Source organism: Croceitalea dokdonensis DOKDO 023, from assembly GCF_001306415.1.
Lineage (GTDB): Bacteria > Bacteroidota > Bacteroidia > Flavobacteriales > Flavobacteriaceae > Croceitalea > Croceitalea dokdonensis.
The window spans coordinates 75030-96692 of the sequence record NZ_LDJX01000003.1 but is presented as its reverse complement, the minus strand read 5'-3'; the positions used below and the strand labels follow the sequence as shown (position 1 = coordinate 96692).

Below are 21663 nucleotides of genomic sequence, written 5' to 3'. Positions count from 1 at the left end.
GCAGATGTAAATTCGTAACGTTATTTTAACCTTGAATGTAAATTATAGCAGCATTTTTGCATACCTTCATCAAACACACATGGGTGAGAATATTTACATTTTTATGGTGGTTGCCCTTTCCGTTTTGGCAATCACGGATTTAGTGGTAGGTGTCAGCAATGATGCCGTTAATTTTTTGAATTCTGCCATTGGTTCCAAGGCCATTTCCTTTAGAACGGTGATGGTCGTGGCCAGTTTGGGCATTGCTTTTGGGGCGCTGTCTTCCAGCGGCATGATGGAGGTTGCCAGAAAAGGAATTTTTAATCCTTCCGAATTTGTGTTTGCTGAGATCATGATCATTTTTATGGCGGTCATGATTACGGATATCTTACTGTTGGATTTCTTCAACACCCTTGGCATGCCCACCTCTACCACGGTATCCATTGTGTTTGAACTTTTAGGGGCTGCAGTTGCCATTTCCTTGGTTAAGATAGTTGGTTTGGAGGGTAGTTTTTCAGATTTGGCAAACTATATCAACACGGAAAAGGCCACTGAAATCATTATTGGGATTTTACTGTCCGTTTTTATTGCGTTTACCATTGGGGCCTTGGTCCAATTTATATCCAGAGTACTTATCTCCTTTAAATTCAACAACAAACCAAAGTATATAGAAGCGGTTTTTGGCGGTGTGGCCATCACGGCAATCATTTATTTTATCTTGGTAAAGGGCCTAAAAAGTGCTGCCATTCTTGATGCCGCCATTTTGAACTTTATCTACAACTCCACAGAACTCTTTTTGTTGGGCAACCTGGCCGCTTGGACCGTCATATCTTGGTTGGCGGCTACCTTTCTTCGCTGGAACATTTATACGGTCGTGATTATTTTGGGAACATTTGCGTTGGCCATGGCCTTTGCAGGCAATGACTTGGTCAATTTTATAGGGGTTCCCATAGCCGCAATGCAATCTTACCAAGACTGGCAAGGTTCCGGGGTAGCGGCAATGGAGTTTAATATGCAAGGGCTATCGGCAGCGGTACAAACCCCAACCCTCTTATTGTTAATTTCTGGGGGTATTATGGTCATTACACTTTGGTTTTCCTCCAAGGCCAAAAGCGTGGTAAAAACCAGTGTGGATTTGGCCAGGCAAGATGAAGGCGACGAACGTTTTCAGCCAAACTTTCTTTCCCGCCAAATTGTAAAGTTCAGCGCAGCTACATTCGATAATTTTTCAGCTATTGTACCACCCGCCTTAAAAGCTAAAATTGACCAACAGTTTGAGGTGCCCTACACGTATATCCCCAAAAACAAGGTGCAGGATATGCCGGCTTTTGATTTGGTGCGGGCAGCCGTTAACCTGATGGTGGCCAGTGTACTCATCTCCGTTGCCACGTCTATGAAATTACCCTTGTCCACTACCTATGTCACCTTTATGGTGGCCATGGGAACCTCCTTGGCTGATAGGGCTTGGGGCGCAGAGAGTGCCGTTTACCGCGTTGCAGGGGTGCTTAACGTTATTGGGGGCTGGTTTTTTACGGCCTTTAGTGCCTTTACCGCTGCGGCAATCATTGCCTACCTCTTGCATTTGGGTGGCTTCATTGCCCTGGTCTTACTGCTTTTAGTGGCGGCCATGCTGTTGCTCAGAAACTACATGGCCCACAATAAAAAGACCAAGGTGATCAAGGCAGAAGATAGCTTGAGACGCGCCCAGAGCAGCTCCATCCAAGGGGTAATAGAAGAAAGTGCGGACACTATTGCCAACATGATCAAAAGGACCAAATCCCATTATACGGCCACCATCAATGGTTTGGCAAAGCACGATGTGGAAGCGCTTAAAAAGAACAAAAAGCAGGTCAATAAAATATCCAATGAAATTGAAGACCTAAAGAACAATATTTTCTACTTCATCAAAAACTTGGACGACAATAGTGTAGGAGGGGCCAGTAACTTTTACATTTCCCTTTTGGGCAACCTCCAAGATTTGAATCAATCCTTGGAATATATTTCACGGGTAGGACATAAGCACGTGAACAACAACCATAGAAAGTTAAAATACAACCAGATCAAGGAACTCAAGGATTTGGACAACCACATTTCTGAATTATTGAACGATACCGCCCAGACTTTTGAAAACAGGTCTTTTGAGCGTATTGGCAGTATGTTGTCTACCAAAAATTCTTATTTTGAATTGGTAGATGGGAAAATTGAAAAACAGGTGGCCCGTACCAGAACCGAGGAGTCCAGTCCCAAAAACACCACCCTTTATTTTTCCATTCTTACCGAAAGCAAAGATTTGATCAAAGCGGCCATGAACTTATTGGAGCTTTATTATACGGAGCATGATAGTTCCGTAACACCTGCTACCATAAATAAACCGTAAAACATGGTGAAATTTGGCTCACTTTTTCTGTTTGTGCTCAGCCTTACCGTTGCCGGGGCACAACAGCTCACAGCAGAGGAACTGTTGAAAAAAACCATAGAATACCATGACCCCAAAGCTAATTGGCAAGATTTTATTGGTAGTTTTAAGGTGACCATGGAATATGCCGATAAGACCCGGAGGCAAAGCAACATCCAACTTAACTTTCCTGCCAGGTTTTTTTCATTGGAAGTACAACAGGACAACGCTACATATCGCTTTACATTAGCCAAGGATTCCTGCGAAATTTCACTTAATGGAACCAAGAATATTTCTGAGGAAAACTCAAAAAAATATAGATTGAGCTGCGAGCGTGCGGCCATGTACAAAGACTATTACAGCTATTTATTTGGCCTACCGATGAAATTAAAGGACCCCGGTACGCACATAGACCCAGTAGTGGCCTTAACAAAATTTAAGGGCAAGGCATATCTGCGGTTAAAAGTGACCTATGACCCAGAAGTAGGTAAGGATATCTGGTATTTTTACTTTGACCCCAACACCTTTGCCATGGAGGCATATCAATTTTTTCATGATGAATCCAAGAATGACGGTGAATACATTCTTCTGAGCGGTCTGGAAACCATCAACGGAATTAAAATGCCAAAAACAAGGGCATGGTACTATAATAAAGATGATGCTTATCTTGGTACGGATATCCTAAATAAATAAACATGGCAAAACACCCTTTGATGTATGCCATTTTTTGTTTTTCATTGGCCAACCTATTTTCACAGACCAATGAAAAACCTTGGATGCTCGGCCCTTTTCTAAGGGATGCCGATGCAATGCCCATTATTTCAAAAAATGCGGCTTCCGTGTTCAAAGACCCCGTTACTGGAGCTTTGGCGCACTGGGAGTCAATGGCCGCCTTTAACCCCGCTGCCATGGTTAAAAATGATAGTATTTATCTGTTTTACCGTGCTGAGGAAAAATTGGGCGATAAAGAGATTGGTGGACATCGTTCCCGTATTGGCCTTGCCGTAAGCGCAGACGCAGTAAATTACATAAGACAAAACGTCCCAATTTTTTATCCAGATAACGATGCACAAAAAAAATACGAATGGCCTGGAGGGACGGAAGATCCCAGAATTGTGGAAACAGAAGACGGCACTTACGTGCTTACGTACACCCAATGGAATAGGGAATTTCCCCGCTTGGCCATTGCTACTTCAAAAAATCTAAAGGATTGGGACAAACACGGACCCGTCTTTGAGGAGTATGGCCAAGGTAAATATCACAACCAAGAAACCAAATCTGGTGCCATCGTAACCAGATTGATGGACGGAAAATTAGTGGCCGCCAAAATCAATGGTAAGTACTGGATGTACTTTGGCGTGCCGCATATCTGGCTGGCAAGTTCTACAAATCTCATTGATTGGACGCCTTTGGAAACCCATGAGGGCAAGCTTGCCCCAGTTCTAAGTCCTAGAACAGGCTATTTTGATTCTTGGCTTGTAGAAGCGGGACCCCCGCCAGTACTTACAGAGGACGGCATCGTTGTACTGTACAATGCGGGCAACAGTAAAAATGTAGGGGTACAAAATTTGGGAAACCGTGTTTATACAGGGGGCCAAGCCCTTTTTGACAAGCGCAAGCCATGGAAACTGTTGGATAGGACAGATGTGCCGTTCATAAAGCCTGAGCTACCTTTTGAAAAATCTGGACAGTACGCAGATGGAACTACTTTTTTAGAGGGTTTGGTATTCTTTAAAGGCCAGTGGCACCTCTACTACGGCACTGCAGATAGTATGGTGTGCAAAGTAAGTTGGCAACCTACCAAAAACTAGGTTTTACCCGGTGATTTGGTGTGTATCCTATCATATTGGCACTAAACCATGAGCTTACTATTTTTCGCAGTAGTAAAATGGGATTCTTGGCTGTGGAAGGTTATTGGTCTTCAATGTTAACCAAATCCAGCACTACCTCATAAAGCGCCTTATTTTCCATTTTTGCTTTGAGCCATGCGTAAAAGGTCATTACAAAAATGTCTTCGCGATCGCGCCCCAACCATGTAAAGGAACGTTCTACTTTGTCCATAAAAATTGGTGTAGTGGCCTTTTTTGGATGCTCATAAATTTCTTGGGCCAAATCCATAAATACCAAAACGCGCTGTTCGCCCAATTCTAAAAGCGGTTTACGAAAGTTTCTAAAAAAACGATCTAGCCGTTGTATGACCATATCAGGTTTATCCAGCTCCATTAAGAGCAAAATTTCAATGAGATTCTTTTTTAACACCCATATCCAACCTGCCTTTTTAAGGTACCAGCCATCAGAATGTTGAAAGGATGTCATCACCTTGTAACCATTTGCAAAATCTTCCTGTAGAAAAAAACACATGCTCAACAAAAGTAGCCTATTGAGTTTTGGCCTTGTAGCCTCTTTAAGCAAATGGACAGCCCTATCCAAACCACCCTGGTACAACTGGTTGAGGGCTGTTAATTCCAACATTTTTTCTGAAAATACATCATGGTATGATTTCTTTCCAAGTGACAGGTTTTCTTGCATGTCTGCCAAATATCCTTCCGACTCTCTGAACCTTTTGTTTCTAAAGGCCGTGACCGCCATAAAATATAGGATATTCAAATAATTAAACCGATGCTTCTCTTTTACCGGTCCTTTCTGCTTTACCATGGCAAACAACGACTGCATAAAAGGCCCTACCGAGTAAAAATCTTGTTGCAACTTGGCCGTGGTGGCCGTAATCTCAAAAAGCTGCTGTAACGATTTAAAATTAAGGTCCTTTGATACTTTAACCTGATAGCGTTCAAAGGCGCTGTTCACTAGTTCTTGCACCGAGTTTGTATTGGTCTTTCCCAATGTTGCCTTTATTTCCGCGTAGGCCATGCCCAAACGCACATCCACCTGTGCTTTTAACTGATTGCTTTCGTACTTTCTAATGATATCGGCCAATACCCATTTGGTGTTCAAATGGGCATGTTGTATTTGCGTGAGGTAAATTTCATTTAGAATGGAATAATTGTCTAACAACAATCCTTTCTCCTCGGCCTTGGACAGGGTTTTAAACGCGGTCTTGTACAATTTTTGCTCTAGGAACAAACGGCTCGCCAATAACAATTTTAACACCTCCAATTCGCCCTGTGTCTCTTCGGCAAAGCTTTTGCTGGCCACAAAATCGATTAGGGCATCATAAATACGTTTACACAGGGCATGAAAGGCTGCAGTAGAAGGTTTCCCATAGAGTCTGGTGGAAATTTCCTTTGTCCTTCCTGCAGCCAACAACTTTAGAAAACGTAGGTTCTTCACGTCACTCCTTCTATTACGTGATGCCAAAAAAGATTCGAACTCTTTTCTCTCGGTATTGGAAAGAGCGTTGTATATCGTGGTAATCTCTAACATTTAATCATTATATATTTATAATATAAAAATCTAATATACAATTGTTTAATTATATTTTTTTTGATTTTAATCATTAGTTTTTAATGGAAATTGTTTTGCTGAACTGACGAGGCACCCACATCTTTGCTCCATAATTCAAAATCGAGTATTATGGAAAATCAATCATTTTCAGAAAAAGAGAAAACGATTTTAACTAAAAAAGATAGCAAAGGGGAGAACGGCCTAAAACCTACCGCTGCGTTTATCTCAGCATCTTGGACCGCCCTTTTGATAGGCATGGTTTCCTATTGCGTTGGCCTGTGGAACGCCGATATGTGGCTCAATGAAAAAGGGTACTATTTTACCTTGTTGCTATTTGGCTTGTTCTCGGTAGTTTCCGTACAAAAGAGTGTCCGGGACCGGCAAGAAGGGCTTCCCGTTACGGATACCTACTATGGCATCAGCTGGTTCACCACCATTGCATCCGTACTTTTATTGACCATTGGCCTGTGGAATGCAGACATGGAACTGAGTGAAAAAGGGTTCTATGCCATGTCCTATACCTTAAGCCTCTTTGCCGCGGTAGCGGTTCAAAAAAATACCCGGGATGTTAAATTCTTGGAAGCCAAAGAAAGTGATGCCTAGGTGCCTATGGGCATACCAACACCTATCTTCTTGCCCTAAGGGTATCTGTTGCCATGGTGCAACAGATACCCATTGGCAGGATGTGATACGGTTGTTATCATCATTTCCAAACAACCCCGCTAAAGCATCACCTAAATTACAAGCATGAACCAACATCTTAAAAGGCAGCTTAACGAACTTGTAGACGCCTCCGTTATCCAGCAAGCCACGGCCAATGACATTGAAGCCTACTACACGGCCAAACATGCCGAAAAGCCCAACAGGTTGTTTACCGTTTTTGGTGTTTTAGGCGCATTACTAAGTGGGCTGGGCATTATTTTGATCATAGCCCACAATTGGGACGGGATGGGCAAGACCTTAAAATGTGTTTTGGCTTTTATGCCCTTGCTCCTTGGGCAAGCGCTATGCGCCTACGCTACCATAAAGAACAAGGGGAACACTTGGAAGGAATCATCCTCCATTTTCCTTCTATTGTCCGTAGGTGCCACCATTTCCCTTGTAAGCCAGATATATCATATTCCAGGTGATATAAGCGACTTTTTACTGGTCTGGATTTTTGTCACAGCCCCGGTGATGTATCTGTTCCGTTCCAATGCAGCGGTGATTTTTCATCTTGTCCTAAGCACATATTATGCCTGTGAAATTGGCTACGATTTTAAAGGGATAAGTCCATGGTGGTATTGGGTGTTCCTGGCATGGATGGTCCCATTTTACATCAACTCCCTGAAAAAAGGGGGACAAGCTCACCTCATTGGGGTGCTCAACTGGCTACTTCCGTTAAGCCTCACCCTTGTTTTAGGAGCATTTGCCAAAGAAACCGGTCTCTCCATACTACTGTACTTAGGCTTATTTGGGTTGTTTTATAATATTGGTCAATTGCCACACTTTAAAAAACAAAAATTAAGAAGAAACGGTTATGCCGCCCTTGGCTCTTTAGGCACTGTTCTTCTGCTAATTTTGATGACGTTTGAATGGTATTGGAAAGAAGCAAAACTTGAAACGGAACATGGCCAAACCATCATCATCACCCTTGTAATACATACAACGGCTTTGGGAATCTTGGCATACAACTTACGTAACCACTATGCCCAACGCTACCAACTTTTACAATATGCCTTTTTAATTATTGGAGTGCTATACCTAACCGCAATCCTAGGAGATGTGCTTCAAATGATTCTGACCAATATTTTGGTGGCCGCCATAGGCCTAAAGACTGTATACAAAGGAATTAACAAAGCTAACTACGCCATTTTAAACTATGGTTTATTAATTATTAGCACCATTATAATATGTCGATTTTTTGATACAAATATTGACTTTATCCTACGTGGCACCCTATTTATTGCCATTGGCATGGGGTTCTTTTTCACTAATTTCTTATTGCTTAAAAAGCAACAACGCAACAAACTTACCTTAAATCCAAAAAAAGAAGATAATGTATAAAACTGCGCCCACAACCTTAATAGTCTTGGTTTTTTGCCTACAGTTATTTGTTCCAGCTAGGATGATATTCCGGCAAGAAAACACCTTAAAAACTGGAGTGCCCTACAAGTTTAAGACGCGGCCCATTGACCCTAATGATCCTTTTAGGGGCAAATACATCACCTTAAACTATGAGGCCAATTCCTTTAAGACCAACGAAAACGGCTGGGAAAACTATTCTGGGATGGTGTATGTCTATCTCTTCCAAAATGAGGCTGGTTTTGCACAGGTAAAAACGGTAAGTAAAACACCTTTGGACATCCCTGAAGATTACATTATTGCACAAAGCAATTATATTTATAATTGTACGATATATTTTGAACTGCCTTTTAACCGGTTCTACATGAACGAAAATAAGGCTTATGACGCTGAAATCTCTGTAATGAGGGCACAACGGGACAGCCTTAAAAACTGTTATGGACTGGTTTACCTCAAAGACGGCATTGGCGTGTTGGACAATGTGTTTATAGATGGAATGGACCTAAAGAAGTACGTAGAGGCATACCAAAAAGAAAAGCACTAGGAATAATTGCTACCTGTAAAAATTCATCTCATCCATATAATTCCAGACAGGAGCTGGCAAGAGCGGACGCACATTCTTACCAAGAGCGTGCTGTTTTCTGATAAAGGTGGATGAAATTTCCATGATAGGGGCGTTTACCTTGTGTATTTTAAGATGCCCTTGAAATTGGTGCTCCACGGTTCCTTTAGAAATTCTTGGGTATACGTACATATCATATCGCTCTAAAATAACCCCGTAATTCTTCCACTTGTGAAAGCTTTTTAGGTTATCCTCACCCATCAGCAAGGAAAAGGCAAATCCTTTTGGGTATTGCTCTTCCAAATGTACCAAGGTGTTAATCGTGTAGTTGGGCTGTGGAAGGTTAAACTCTATTTTACTGGGCTTTAATCTTGGGTAATCTGCCGTAGCCTCAAACACCATTTGATACCGATGATGGTTATCCAACAGGCTTTTCTTTTGCTTAAAAGGGCTTTGGGGAGTAATCACCAGCCATACCTCATCCAGGTCAGAAAACTCCACCATGTGGTTGGCAATGGCCAAATGCCCTACATGAATGGGGTTAAAGGTGCCAAAATACAATCCCACTTTTTTCATCCCTAGCCATTATTTTTGGGTGCTTCCACAAAATCTGCCACCAAAGCATAGGCTTCCCTCAAGGCAACCTCAAGGTCGTAATTTTTGATAATAACATCAAACTGTGGTGCCGTTGCCAGCTCTACAGAGGCTTTAGCGATACGCATATTGATTTTATCGTCACTTTCCGTGCTTCTTTTTTTAAGCCGAATCTTAAGTTCATCCACGCTAGGTGGTTTTACAAAAACGGCCAAGGTCTGTTTTGGGAATTTCTTTTTGATGCGTAACCCACCGGCGACATCAATATCAAAAATCACATGTTTACCTTCTGCCCAGAGGCGCTCTACCTCGCTTTTTAGGGTACCATAAAAATTATCCCGATAAACCTCTTCCCACTCTAAAAAATCATCGTTTTTGATATGCTGCTTAAACTGGGAGATGGACATAAAATAGTAATGTTCCCCATTTTTTTCCTTGCCCCTTCTTGGTCTTGAGGTTGCAGATACCGAAAATGCCAAATTAAGCTCTGGTTTCGCCAAAAGGTGCCTTACTATCGTTGTTTTACCGCTTCCCGATGGCGCCGAGAAAATAAGTAGCTTACCAGCAGTTGTCATAACACATTGAGCATTTGTTCTTTGATCTTTTCCAGTTCATCCTTCATCTGTACCACCAGTTGTTGCATGGGCGCATAATTGGCCTTGGATCCTATGGTATTGATTTCCCTTCCGATTTCCTGTGAGATAAACCCTAATTTTTTTCCGTTGGAATCGGCTGAGTTCATGGTGGTTCTAAAATAATCCAAATGATTGGCCAGACGTACCTTCTCCTCGGTAATATCATACTTCTCCAAATAGTATATCAGCTCCTGCTCAAAGCGGTTTTCATCCAGCTCTACCTTTAAATCGGCCACAGCCTTTTCCAACCGTTCACGGATGGTTTCCAAGCGTTCCTGATCCATGACCTTAACACTCTCCAATAAGCTTTCCAAGCTGGATAAACGTTGGTTAAAATCTACCTCCAACACCTTGCCCTCCTCTGTTCTAAAGGCACTGATGGCTTTTAAGGCTTCTTCCAATGCGGTTTCTATCGCCCTATATTCCTCCGGGTCAATGTCATCCTTGTCCGTCTTTAAGGTGTCTGGCATACGCAGCGCCATCTCCAACAACTTAGTTTCGTCACCGCTTGCAATCTCCCGCAGTTGGGACATGTATTTTTTGACCACTCCGGCATTTACCTCCACCGTGGTATCTTGTCCTGTAATTTCCAAATTAAGGGAAAAATCCACTTTGCCCCTTAGGAGGACGGCCGCGATTTTTTTTCTAAGCTCAAGCTCTTTTTCCCGATAGCTCTGGGGAATACGGGCATTAAGATCTAAATTTTTGCTGTTGAGGGATTTTAGTTCAATGGTAATCTTTTTTGATGGCAGTTGTAACACATGTTTGCCATAGCCCGTCATGGATTGGATCATATTACTCAAAATTTTGGCAAAGGTAGTTAAATCAAGGTTTTGGGTTGCCGTTGCGATCATAATGTCGGTTGAGTTGGGTCTCGCACCAGTACATACCCATACCTATCCCGATGAGCAAAATAAAAGTGGCGATCAGTATCGCGTAGGTTGGCACCAGTAAAAACAGTAGCACGCTAATGGCCAATGTCACCCAACCAAGCCAGAGCAACATTTTGGCCCCAATACGGTTGGCGTGGTCCCAAATCTGTTGGTTGGCCATACTCCGCCGGGTCCTGTACCCATATAAATGGTTAATTTTTTTAGGTGGATTTATTTTCCAGTACCATCCAAACCCCAAGAGCAAAAGTGGGGTAAGCAGGGTTCCAAAAAACAGCTCCCAGTCCATTATAGTTCCCGGACCCAAATATTCCGGTAGCTTACGCGGCTGTTGTCTTTATGGTCCTGAAGCTGAATGGGAGCCTTGCCATGGGCCACATTTTTGGGCCAGCCGATATATTCGGTAGTGCCCTTTAGCTCATAATGGTCCTGTACCAGTACCCCATTGTGCAAGACCGTAATGGTTCCCGCTTTTGTACGTTCACCTACCTCATTGAACTCTGGAGCGTGAAAGATGATGTCATAAGCATTCCATTGCCCACTGGGTCTGGAGGCCATGGCCAAGGGCACGGATTGCTTATAAATAGAAGCTACCTGTCCATTGGTATACGTGTTGTTATCATTATTGTCCAAGATTTGTACTTCATACCTGTTTTGCAGAAAAACGCCACTATTGGCCCTGTTCTGTCCATCCCCCTGGATATCTCCTGGAGATTTCCACTCTAGGTGAAGTTGCACGCTACCAAAATTACGTTTGGTCTGTATGCTGCCAGTCTTGTCCTTTACCGTCATGCTCCCATCTGCGTTCAAAAGCCATTTTACGGCAGCGCTATCCGCTACATGAACCCATTCCGAAAAATCTGAACCATTGAACAAGACTATGGCATCACTGGGCACACCATGTTCACCAAGGTCCACTTTTGGGGGAACAGGTTCATAAATTTCTGTTTGTTCCGGCTCCGTAGGCTCTACCCCTTGGTCTATCACATCATTTTGTGAAGATTTAGCGGCATTTTGGCCGTTGGGCATGTTCTTGGTGCTTTCTTGGCATCCTATCGCCGCACATACTAAAAAACAAAGAAGGTACTGCCTCATCCTTATAGCTCTTTTATTTTAATATTTCTGTAGGCCACCACGTCTCCGTGGTCTTGCAAGCCAATTTTTCCCGTTTGGTATTTGCCAAAACCTTCCCAATCTGCAAATTTAGATTTGGCCACCATGGCATCCCACTCCTCACCATGAACGGGAAATTCAACAATATTTTGCCCATTAAGGCGAACACTGCCAATGTTTCTTTCATGATCGATAGTAATAATGCAAAGGTTCCACTGCCCAACAGGTTTAACTACCTCCTTGCTAGGAGCTATCATATCGTACAAGGCCCCTGCTTGGTGTGTTGTTCCGGCCTTGGCATCAGGATGGGCTATATTGTCCAATACCTGTATTTCCGGACCCGTTTCATAGGGCTGCCCATACTTTGCATCTTCAAAAACTCCCCAGAAAATCCCACTATTACTTGCTTCGCTAACCTTCCACTCTAGGGAGAGTACAAAATTGGTATATTCCTTATCCGTTACCAGATTAAAGCTTTTACCATGTCTTTCAGCCGGCGGATAAAACACCATGGCACCGTCTTCCAACTTCCAATGTTCAGAAACGCCTTGGGCCAAATACTCATGCCAACCGTCAAAGGAAGTGCCATCAAAAAGGGTGACCCAGTCCTTGGGCAGCGTTTCCATTACCGGTTCTTTTTTTGCCTCCCCTGCCTCCGCTTTTTGGTCTTTTTGCTTACAACCAAGGGCACAGGTAACCAACGCTAAAATGATTAATTTTTTCATATTTAACTGCATTCTATAATCCTAAAATTCGTTTTAACTCCTCCTTATCAATTTCGGCTCCAGCAAAATCGTCAAAGGTCTTTTGCGTGGCTTCAATGATATGGTCCTGAATAAATCTTGCTCCCTCCCGGGCACCTTGTTCCGGACTTTTAATACAACATTCCCATTCCATCACGGCCCAAACGTCACATCCATATTGGGTAAGCTTGGAGAAAATAGTTTTAAAATCAATTTGTCCATCGCCCAGGGAACGGTACCTACCAGCCCTGTTGCCCCAATCATTATAACCTCCAAAAGCCCCTTTTTTTCCTGTTGGATTAAACTCAGAATCCTTTACATGAAATGATTTGATGAATTCGTGATAATGGTCTATGTAAGTGATATAATCCAATTGCTGCAACACAAAGTGGCTGGGGTCATATAAAATGTTCACCCTTTTGTGGTTTCCTGTCGCTTCTAAAAAACGCTCAAACGTATCCCCATCATGAAGGTCTTCCCCTGGATGTATTTCATAACAGACATCTACCCCTTCTTCATCAAAATGGTTGAGGATGGGCATCCAGCGTTTGGCCAACTCTTCAAAGCCCATTTCTACCAAACCTGCGGGGCGTTGGGGCCAGGGGTGCATGGTATGCCAAAGCAATGCCCCTGAAAAAGTTGCGTGGGCCTTAATCCCTAGTCTACGACTGGCCGTTGCGGCTTTTTTAACCGTTTCCACGGCCCAGGCGGTGCGCTCTTTTGGATTTCCTTTTAAGGCATCGGGAGCAAAATTATCGAACATAATGTCGTATGCAGGGTGCACCGCGACCAACTGCCCTTGAAGATGGGTAGAGAGCTCAGTAATTTCCAATCCATAGGAATTTATTTTGCCCTTGAGTTCATCACAATAATCTTGGCTTTCTGCCGCTTTGTCAAGGTCGATCAAAAAAGATTCCCAAGTAGGAATCTGTATACCCTTATATCCTAAATCGGATGCCCATTGGCACATCCCTTCCAAGGTATTAAAGGGCGCTTTACTATCTACGAACTGCGCCAAAAAAACTGCAGGTCCTTTAATTGTCTTCATTGTAATTTGGATTTTTAAAACGATTTTTTCCTTAGCATTTTAGGAGAATCGTCTATATTTAAAAACTATATTCCTAATTTTTCAAGATAACATCTGAGAAATCATAAATATAGGGATTTAGCCGATAATGAAAATGATGAATGTGAATCAAACAACAGTTTATGATGCCATAGTGGTTGGCACGGGAATTACAGGAGGCTGGGCAGCCAAAGAACTTTGTGAAAATGGCTTAAAGACCTTGGTTTTGGAACGTGGTCCCATGGTAAAGCATGTGGAAGACTATAAAACCATGAACAAGGATACATGGGACTTGCCTTTTCGCAACAAATTATCTGAAGAGGACCAAAAAAAATACCATAAACAAAAAAGGGTCGGTTGGGCCCCAACGGATGCCACCAAACACTTTTTTGTGAACGATTTGGAACATCCGTACCAAGAAACCAAGCGTTTTGACTGGATTCGTGGGTATCAAGTCGGGGGCAGGTCACTTACCTGGGGAAGACAAAGTTACCGGTGGAGCGATATTGATTTTGAGGCCAACCTTAAAGAGGATGTTGCGGTAGATTGGCCCGTGAGGTACCAAGATATTGCACCTTGGTACGATAAAGTAGAATCTTACATAGGGGTGAGTGGAGAAAAATTAGGCTTGCCCCACTTGCCAGACGGGCAGTTTTTAGCGCCCATGGAACTTAATTGTGTGGAGCAAGACCTACAAAAAATCCTGCGCAGTACGTTTGATGACGGGAGGTTACTGACCATTGGCCGCGTTGCCCACATTACGGAAAACACCATTGATTTTGAAGGTCGTGGACCATGCCAGTACCGCAACCGCTGCTGGCGGGGCTGCCCTTTTGGTGGCTATTTTAGCAGTAATTCCTCAACCCTTCCCGCCGCGGAACGAACAGGGAATATGACCTTAAGGGCCAACTCCATTGTCCATGAAGTAGTTTACGACCAAACCACTAAACACGCGAGCGGTGTAAAAGTAATAGATGCAGCTACTGGGGAAAAACTAGAGTTCAAAGGTAAAATTGTTTTCTTATGTGCCTCTGCAATGGCATCCGTAGGGGTCTTGTTACAATCAAAATCTCCAAGTTTCCCAAATGGAATGGGCAATAATTATGATGAATTGGGACGCAACATTATGGACCACCACTACCAATTGGGAGCCTCTGCAAAGATTGACGGCCATTTGGACAAGTACTACAAAGGCCGTAGGCCAAACGGATTTTATATTCCACGGTTTGCCAATCTGGACCAAAAAACCAAACGTGATGGGTTCTTAAGGGGCTTTGGGTATCAGGGCGGTGCAAGCAGGGAGAACTGGGGGGAAATGGTTGCAGAACTGGGCTATGGCGCCGCTTATAAAAAAGCCATGTTGGAACCCGGTGGCTGGCAAATTGGGATGACCGGTTTTGGTGAGATGTTACCCTACCATGACAATAGGGTTACTTTAAGCAGGGACAAAAAAGACCAATGGGGACTTCCACAATTGGATTTTAATGTGGAATTCAAAGAAAACGAACTGCAGATGCGCGAGGCCATCAAAGAAGAGGCCGTTGCCATGCTAAAGGCAGCAGGTTTTAAGAACGTCCAGGCGTATGACACCGAAACAGGCCCCGGCCTAGGCATTCACGAAATGGGCGGGGCACGTATGGGCTGGAACCCAAGAACATCGGTGGTCAATAAAAACAATCAACTACATGATGTACCCAATGTGTATGTAACGGATGGTGCTTTTATGACCTCGGCAAGTTGTGTCAATCCTTCCTTGACCTATATGGCGTTTACGGCCAGAGCTGCCAACCATGCGGCAGAACAATTCAAATTAGGTAAATTCGCTTAATAAAAAAGATAACCACATGGATAATAGCTCTGCAAAAAAGCTTTGGGGAGATTTTTTGGACAAACACCCAGAATTTGCAACTGAAAAGACCCCAGAAGTTGGATATTTTGGGGATAATGAAAAGGATGCCAACTTACTTGCAGAACTTACCGTCAATGACATAAAAAAAGCGACCTCCCATTCCCTTTTAGGCTTGCAATTAAGAGGTGAAATACTTCCTAAAATTGGCGATTTTTTTGTGGTCACGGATTGGGATGGCAACGCCAAGTGCCTTGTTAGGACCACCTCGGTGAAAATGCTTCCTTACTTTTCCATCCATGAGGAACACGCCCGTTTAGAGGGAGAGGGTGATAAGAGCCTAGCCTATTGGAAAAAAGTCCACTGGGACTATTATACGCGAGAACTGGCAGAATTCAATAGGAGGCCCCTAGAAAGTATGATCGTTGTTTTTGAAAGGTTCCAGAAGGTATTCTAACTTTAGGCGCATATGGACTATGCCCTAGTATTGAGCCGTACCAACAGGCAACCACAGCTGGATGCATTGTTTAATAAGTTGGGAACGATTCCTTATGTGATGAAAAAGCATACCTTACCATTACTTTCTGTACTAAAACAACTATAGATGAAAATTCAACCCATCGTTATCCTATTGGTTTTACCCCTAATGGTTTCCGCCCAAAAATTGTACGAAGTCTCTTCTTACCTAGAAGAGGGCTTTAAGGCACCTAACACCCATTATATTGGTGAGGCTTGGTTAAACCGCTTGGTTGAGGCGGACAGTGAGCTAGATATCCATATCACCAAAGCCACTTTTAAGGCCAATGCCACCTTGGATTGGCACAAACATGGGTCCGCACAAGTCCTCATATACGTAGCAGGAGAAGGTTATTATCAAGAAAGGGGAAAAGAGCCTGTTATCCTAAAGGCCGGCGATGTGGTAAGATGTAAAAAAGAAACCGAACGCTGGCATTCTTCCACCAAAAACAGTGATGTAACCTATATTGCCCTTTATAGCGGTGAAACCCCAACGGTATGGACTGAGATGGTAACCCATACCTATTACGATAACGTGGCCCAACAACTTGGTCATTAAGATGTATCATAAAAGGCCTAGCCAAAACCTTAGGCTGAATTTGATTGGGTGCTAAAATGAATGTTGTCGTGCCCAAATTCATACATGGTGCTGTGGAGCATTTTTTGGTATAAATTATCGTTTACGGTGACGGGAATTTTTAAGTTGGGAAATTGAATCAAATAGGAGTTTCCTTTTTTTTCGATGAGTTTTACTTTGATCGGGCCGTTCTTCATAATCCAAAAAAATTAAAAAGTTAACCATTGTTTAAAAAGGGTAAGGCAAACACCGTTCCAATTCCTTAACTCCCTTGGGCTTGCGTAGATTGGGTTCCTGTTGAATGTCAAATTGACAAACAACCTCTAAATCCCTTAAAATTTATTTAACAGATATATGACAAAATTCCATTTGGCATCCTTCTTGAAAAATCAAATATTATGGAGCCATATAGAAAGATATGGTTTAAAACCCGTCGCCCTGTATTCAAGGAAAATAGATATAATGTTTACTCTTTTCTTCCACATTAGGAATCAACTTAAAATACAACGCTATGATGACCGATGGTAATTCTAAGAAAAACATACTAACTACTCTAGCGCGCTCCACAATTTTTCTATGTATAATCCTGTTGTCTTCTTCATTGCAATCCCAGACCTTTTATGCCTTGCAAATAGATAGGAACATTCGTTCGGAAGCGGAAAAAATAACAGGTGAATACCAACCTTATTTGGTCATGGGTGCCAATCAGCGCTTACAATTTAAATCTACGGTAGCCAGATTTCTAGTAAAAAAAAGAGCGGTGGCAGGAGACCCAAAATTATCGCCAAGAGAAAAATACCATTTATACAAGCGCTTATATGTGCGTGAAACTTCTGAAATGGCAGATGTTTTGGAATCGTACCAATGGCAAGCGTACCTAAACGTAAAGCAACGGATACAACCCCTGCCAAGGGCGCTTACCTGGGATGATAACCTTATGGCCGACAATTGATAGCCGTCCACCAAGATATATCCAATACCGTTTGGATGTTTTGCTGATGTTTAAAAGATGTCCTAAAAATCTTTACCGCACCAGCATTCTGGAAACTACAATTCTTTGATGGCAACCCCAAAGTGTCCTAACGCCACAGCGGCAATGGTTATAAGCAACCATCTAAATATAGACTTTAAAAGGCCATGAATCCCCAATGCTGACGGGGACACTTATTTGTTAATCCAAATCTATCCAAATATTCCCTTGCTTGTGCGATGCCACAGTGCTTTCAATAAAGTTCATTCCACGAACCCCATCTTGCATGGTAGGGAATTCCCCATCATTATAATGTTCTCCCCTGATGGCCCGTGCGGCACCCAGGTAAATATTGGCCATGGAATCAAAAATTCCCTCCGGGTGTCCAGGAGGAAGCTTAGTTCCATCCAACGATAGTTCAGAATTATAGGCGTGCCCGGGCTTATAGATTTGTGTAGGTTGGGTATCGCTCATTTTATACAAAAAATTAGGGCGTTCTTGCTCCCATCTAAAGGCACCTTTTTCACCATAAATGGCGATGGCAAGGCCATTTTCCTCGCCAGTGGCCACTTGACTGGAACGTATTACGCCTTTTACGTGGTCATCCATACGTATCAATACCGTACCATCAACATCCATTTGGTTATCCTCGTAAAGATAATTAAAGTCACATAATAGTGATTTTACCCGAAGCCCTGTGGTAAACTCTACCATATTAAAGGCATGCACTCCAATATCCCCCATACAGGAACTGATACCGGCCTTGGTGGGGTCCAATCGCCAAACCGAGGAACGTTTTTCTTTGTCGTGGATAATAGGGTTTATCCAGCCTTGATAATAGCGGGCATCCACCTTATGGATTTTACCCAATTCGCCGTTTTTAATCATTTCACGCATTTGGCGTACCATGGGGTAACCAGTATACGTGTGTGTTAAGGCAAATACTTTTCCAGATTTTTGGTGTGAAGCTTCCAATGCTTTGGCCTCTTCATAGTTCATGGTCATTGGCTTTTCACAGATAACGTGAAAACCATTGTCCAGCAACTTTTTAGCCATAGGATAATGTAGAAAATTTGGTGTTTGTACGGAACAAACCTGAATGCGCTCTTCTTCTGGCAGTTTTAGTTCCTCCTCAATGAGCGCATCAAAATCTTTATAAATCCTGTTGGTGGGGATATCAATTTCCTTGGCAAAATCCAAACTTTCCTGGTATACCGGACTAAAGACCGCACCAACAATTTCGTAATTATCATTAATTTGGGAAGCCACCCGGTGTAAAATCCCGATGAGTGAATCTCCTCCTCCCCCTAAAATTCCTAATCTAATTTTTTTTGGCATTACACTAATTTTGATGTTGAATATATGTTACGCTGTTTCTGTTGCCGTATGGCTTATCCTACTTTTTTCAATTCTTTTACGAAGTATAAATAAAATCCCAAAAAGCACCACTAAAGCCAACGGAAAATATACCATAAAACCCAAAACGGCACGTCCTGCTTCAATATCGGCCATTTCGCCTACAAGGCCAGAACTGATGGCATTGGCTTTTTCTGCGTCTAAACGTGAGCCTATGATGGGGTTCCAAATAGAAGTGGCAAACATTCCCGCACCGCCCATTAAAGACATGCCCAGTGCACCTGTTTTTGCAGTATACTCCGAAGTAAAACCAATCATGGTAGGCCAAAAGTAACAAACACCCAAGGCAAACAATGCAGCTGCTACATAAATCATTCCTCCTTCTGAAATGCTCATAAAATAAATGGCACTGGCCGTTACAATTGCAGACATAAACAATACACCTATTGGATTTAAACGATGGACTATTGGACCCGCAAAGAACCTGCCCAATGCCATGATGCCGGTTACCAAGGCCAAAACCAACATAGGACTAGCCCCTGATTTTCCCAATATGGTCTCCACCCACTGTTGGGGTATAAATTCAGAGGTTGCGGTCAAGGTCATGCAAACCAACATAAAAATGAACAAAGGATTACCCAACGCCTTAATATTTGAAGTGGTATTGGACTCTATATTTTCGCTTTCTGGAAATTTTTGGGTAAAGACCAAAAAACCATAAATCAGTGTAGGTATCAGCATGGTGGCTATCTGTAATTGCCAGCCCAGCCCCGCATCGGTCATAAATTTTGACACCAAAGACCCAATGACCAGCCCACCAGGAAACCAAACATGGAATTTATTGAGCATTGCCGTTCTATTGTTGGTGTACATATCTGCAATCATTGGGTTACAAGCTGCCTCCACAGAACCGTTGGCAAAACCAATAAAGAAGGTAGAAATGATCAAAGTCCAGAATCCTCCGGCATATATGGTTAAAATCAAACCTAATAAATGGCAAATAAAAGCCGTAATCAACAACTTCTTTGGACCCAAGGCGTTATACAACAACCCTCCAATGAGCATGGCTAAGGGAAACCCTAAAAATGCCATACTGTTGATGTAGCCCAATTGGGTATTGTTGATTTCAAAATCTACCCCCAACTGCGTTAAAATTCCTGCCCTAATTGCAAAGGTCATTGAGGTGACCACTAAAGAAATACAGGCGGCAAAAAAGAGTTTATTCTTATTAATAGTACTTTCCATTTTTATTGTTTTTGATTGGTTACGTTGCTTACTGCTTATACGCTACTTTTTCATTTTTAAAGGTGAGTGCAAAAACGGCAAATACCAATATAGCAAATCCCGCAGGGTACAACCATATTCTGTCCCAATGATGCATGTTTGCCTCCAGGACATAGGTATCGGTAATTTTACCGGCAATCCAAAAACCCATCAACATCCCTACACCATACGTCGCTAAGGTAATCAATCCTTGTGCAGCACTCTTATATTTTTCTCCCGCCTTGGTATCCGTGTAGATTTGGCCAGAAACAAAAAAGAAATCATAACAAATTCCATGCAGGCCAATACCCAACAATAGCATAAACGTGAGTTCATCCGCATTGCCATAAGCAAATAGCACATATCTAATGGTCCAAGCCAGCATGCCTGCCAAAATGGTCTTTTTAAATCCGTACCGCTTAAAAAAATAGGGCAGTAACAGAAGGAACAAAACTTCGGAAATTTGGCCTATGGTCATCTTCCCTGTTGGATTTGCAACTCCAATCTCAGACAGAAAAGGATTGGCGTTCTGATAATAAAAAGCCAAAGGGATACAGATTAAAATGGACGATAAAAAGAAAACTAGAAAATTCTTATCCTTTAAAAGTTTTAGGGCATCCAATCCTAAGATTCCCGAAATCGTCACCTCTTCTTTGGTAACCTTGGGAGGTGTCTTTGGCAAGAAAAAACTAAAACCGCCCAATACGGCAGAGGCAATGCCAACCATTAAAAAGGTATTCTTTAGCATTCCTTCCGCCCGTGCTTCTGGAGAATCCCAAAAGAACACATAACTAATGATCAAGCCCGCAAAAATCCACCCTATGGTACCAAATACCCGAACTACTGAAAACTCTTTTGCCGGGTCTTTCATTTGATTAAAAGAAATTGAATTTACCAACGCCAAGGTTGGCATATATAAAATCATGTACAGTAGCACATACGGATAAAAAGCGCCAAAACTTTCTGACGTATACATGAGGTACATTAAAACGGCTCCAGAAAGATGCAAAATCCCCAAAATCCGTTCGGCATTAAAATACCGATCCGCAATAAGGCCAATGATAAAGGGTGCAATGATGGCGCCCCAGGACTGGGTAGAAAATGCCTGGGCAATTTCACTCCCTGAAGCACCAAGGTTATCACCCAAAAAAGTGCCCAGCGTAACAAACCATCCTCCCCAAATAAAGAACTCGAGAAACATCATCAGGCACAGTTTTGTCTTGGTCTGCAAGGTCATGGCCCAACTATCTTTTGTATAGAATATAGTCTAGAGGTTCTGGGGCAACACCATGGGTCCTAAAATCCATCAAAATTTGAGCCCTATGGTGCGTAGAATGGTTAATGATATGAAAAAGTACATCCCTAAGATCATTGGCAAACAAGCGCCCTTCAGTGGTTTCATAATCAATGCGCACGTGAAAGTCCTCAGTATTGCTAATGACCTCAAAAGTGGTTCGTTGGTTCTCATAATGGATGTCTCCCCAGTCTTTTACCTCATGTAGCTGCCACACATCAAAGGCTTTGGGCTCGCCTGTTAATCTGTGGTTCCAAATATGGTGGGCGTTCAACAAGTGGCTGAACAATCTTTTAGTGTTTTCTGGCACCTTGTCAAAGGTACAAACCTGTTCAATTAGCTTCTTGTTGCAGTAAAAATTGTAATCAAATAATTGATTAAAAAAGGTCTTCATCCGT

Annotated in this window: 24 protein-coding genes; 11 read left to right on the top strand and 13 right to left on the bottom strand. The window is 42.6% G+C overall.

Annotated elements, in window-relative coordinates:
* Positions 1-79 precede the first annotated feature (79 nt).
* Genes I595_RS07410 through I595_RS07400 form a run of 3 tightly spaced genes read left to right on the top strand, consistent with a single transcriptional unit; the run spans position 80 to position 4185 of the window.
* Complete coding sequence (locus tag I595_RS07410; RefSeq protein WP_054558800.1) at positions 80-2356, top strand: inorganic phosphate transporter; 2277 nt, start codon at positions 80-82, stop codon at positions 2354-2356.
* Positions 2357-2359: 3 nt separating this feature from the next.
* On the top strand, positions 2360-3067 hold the full coding sequence (locus tag I595_RS07405; RefSeq protein WP_054558799.1) for a DUF6503 family protein: 708 nt from the start codon (positions 2360-2362) through the stop codon (positions 3065-3067).
* Between the two features lie 2 nt (positions 3068-3069).
* A complete protein-coding gene (locus I595_RS07400) occupies positions 3070-4185 on the top strand; it encodes a glycoside hydrolase family 130 protein (protein ID WP_083467526.1) in 1116 nt (371 codons plus the stop codon).
* 100 nt (positions 4186-4285) lie between these two features.
* Here the strand turns inward: I595_RS07400 and I595_RS07395 are convergent, their stop codons facing one another.
* A complete protein-coding gene (locus I595_RS07395; protein WP_054558798.1) occupies positions 4286-5755 on the bottom strand; it encodes a hypothetical protein in 1470 nt (489 codons plus the stop codon).
* A 150-nt stretch (positions 5756-5905) separates the two neighbouring features.
* Here I595_RS07395 and yiaA point away from each other — a divergent pair, with 150 nt between their 5' ends.
* The 3 genes from yiaA to I595_RS07380 all read left to right on the top strand — a co-directional run bounded on the left by yiaA (position 5906) and on the right by I595_RS07380 (position 8384).
* On the top strand, positions 5906-6379 hold the full coding sequence (yiaA, locus tag I595_RS07390; RefSeq protein ID WP_083467525.1) for an inner membrane protein YiaA: 474 nt from the start codon (positions 5906-5908) through the stop codon (positions 6377-6379).
* 144 nt (positions 6380-6523) lie between these two features.
* On the top strand, positions 6524-7822 hold the full coding sequence (locus tag I595_RS07385; protein WP_054558797.1) for a DUF2157 domain-containing protein: 1299 nt from the start codon (positions 6524-6526) through the stop codon (positions 7820-7822).
* Entirely contained in the window at positions 7815-8384 is a 570-nt protein-coding gene (locus I595_RS07380) for a GDYXXLXY domain-containing protein (protein ID WP_083467524.1), read from the top strand. The genes I595_RS07385 and I595_RS07380 overlap by 8 nt, the downstream gene beginning before the upstream one ends.
* A gap of 9 nt (positions 8385-8393) precedes the next feature.
* Here the strand turns inward: I595_RS07380 and nadD are convergent, their stop codons facing one another.
* From nadD to I595_RS07345, 7 genes are read right to left on the bottom strand one after another with little or no spacing between them, the layout of a single operon-like run.
* Positions 8394-8978: a nicotinate (nicotinamide) nucleotide adenylyltransferase gene (gene nadD / locus I595_RS07375; protein ID WP_054558795.1), complete on the bottom strand. Its 585-nt coding sequence runs from the start codon at positions 8976-8978 to the stop codon at positions 8394-8396.
* A 2-nt stretch (positions 8979-8980) separates the two neighbouring features.
* Entirely contained in the window at positions 8981-9571 is a 591-nt protein-coding gene (gene gmk, locus I595_RS07370) for a guanylate kinase (RefSeq protein WP_054558794.1), read from the bottom strand.
* Positions 9568-10425, bottom strand: a complete 858-nt coding sequence (locus I595_RS07365; RefSeq protein ID WP_054558793.1) for a YicC/YloC family endoribonuclease — start codon at positions 10423-10425, stop codon at positions 9568-9570. The genes gmk and I595_RS07365 overlap by 4 nt, the downstream gene beginning before the upstream one ends.
* Before the next feature lie 31 nt (positions 10426-10456).
* Complete coding sequence (locus tag I595_RS17725; protein ID WP_054558792.1) at positions 10457-10810, bottom strand: SdpI family protein; 354 nt, start codon at positions 10808-10810, stop codon at positions 10457-10459.
* The gene (locus I595_RS07355) at positions 10810-11616 is read right to left on the bottom strand and encodes a 3-keto-disaccharide hydrolase (protein WP_083467523.1); all 807 of its coding nucleotides are present in this window, start codon (positions 11614-11616) and stop codon (positions 10810-10812) included. Before I595_RS07355 ends, I595_RS17725 begins: the two co-directional genes overlap by 1 nt.
* Before the next feature lie 2 nt (positions 11617-11618).
* A complete protein-coding gene (locus I595_RS07350; RefSeq protein WP_054559096.1) occupies positions 11619-12359 on the bottom strand; it encodes a 3-keto-disaccharide hydrolase in 741 nt (246 codons plus the stop codon).
* Positions 12360-12372: 13 nt separating this feature from the next.
* The gene (locus I595_RS07345; RefSeq protein WP_054558791.1) at positions 12373-13425 is read right to left on the bottom strand and encodes a sugar phosphate isomerase/epimerase family protein; all 1053 of its coding nucleotides are present in this window, start codon (positions 13423-13425) and stop codon (positions 12373-12375) included.
* A 136-nt stretch (positions 13426-13561) separates the two neighbouring features.
* On the opposite strand from I595_RS07345, the gene I595_RS07340 reads away from it, so the two are divergent.
* The 4 genes from I595_RS07340 to I595_RS07330 are packed head-to-tail and all read left to right on the top strand — an operon-like array spanning position 13562 to position 16364.
* Complete coding sequence (locus tag I595_RS07340; protein ID WP_083467522.1) at positions 13562-15271, top strand: GMC oxidoreductase; 1710 nt, start codon at positions 13562-13564, stop codon at positions 15269-15271.
* Positions 15272-15287: 16 nt separating this feature from the next.
* Positions 15288-15746 (top strand): ASCH domain-containing protein, encoded by a 459-nt coding sequence (locus tag I595_RS07335; protein WP_054558789.1) that lies wholly within the window; start codon positions 15288-15290, stop codon positions 15744-15746.
* A 12-nt stretch (positions 15747-15758) separates the two neighbouring features.
* Positions 15759-15893, top strand: a complete 135-nt coding sequence (locus tag I595_RS17720) for a hypothetical protein (RefSeq protein ID WP_262485530.1) — start codon at positions 15759-15761, stop codon at positions 15891-15893.
* Positions 15894-16364 (top strand): cupin domain-containing protein, encoded by a 471-nt coding sequence (locus I595_RS07330; protein ID WP_054558788.1) that lies wholly within the window; start codon positions 15894-15896, stop codon positions 16362-16364. It abuts the gene before it with no gap.
* Between the two features lie 29 nt (positions 16365-16393).
* Here the strand turns inward: I595_RS07330 and I595_RS07325 are convergent, their stop codons facing one another.
* On the bottom strand, positions 16394-16579 hold the full coding sequence (locus I595_RS07325) for a hypothetical protein (RefSeq protein ID WP_054558787.1): 186 nt from the start codon (positions 16577-16579) through the stop codon (positions 16394-16396).
* Positions 16580-16893: 314 nt separating this feature from the next.
* Between I595_RS07325 and I595_RS07320 the strand changes: the two genes are divergently transcribed.
* Entirely contained in the window at positions 16894-17334 is a 441-nt protein-coding gene (locus I595_RS07320; protein ID WP_157449678.1) for a hypothetical protein, read from the top strand.
* Positions 17335-17553: 219 nt separating this feature from the next.
* Here I595_RS07320 and I595_RS07315 read toward each other — a convergent pair whose 3' ends face one another.
* From I595_RS07315 to I595_RS07300, 4 genes are read right to left on the bottom strand one after another with little or no spacing between them, the layout of a single operon-like run.
* On the bottom strand, positions 17554-18690 hold the full coding sequence (locus tag I595_RS07315; RefSeq protein ID WP_054558785.1) for a Gfo/Idh/MocA family protein: 1137 nt from the start codon (positions 18688-18690) through the stop codon (positions 17554-17556).
* A gap of 27 nt (positions 18691-18717) precedes the next feature.
* Positions 18718-19953 (bottom strand): MFS transporter, encoded by a 1236-nt coding sequence (locus I595_RS07310; protein WP_054558784.1) that lies wholly within the window; start codon positions 19951-19953, stop codon positions 18718-18720.
* 28 nt (positions 19954-19981) lie between these two features.
* Positions 19982-21208: a nucleoside permease gene (locus tag I595_RS07305; protein ID WP_054558783.1), complete on the bottom strand. Its 1227-nt coding sequence runs from the start codon at positions 21206-21208 to the stop codon at positions 19982-19984.
* A gap of 7 nt (positions 21209-21215) precedes the next feature.
* Complete coding sequence (locus tag I595_RS07300) at positions 21216-21659, bottom strand: DinB family protein (RefSeq protein ID WP_054558782.1); 444 nt, start codon at positions 21657-21659, stop codon at positions 21216-21218.
* Positions 21660-21663: the final 4 nt, after the last annotated feature.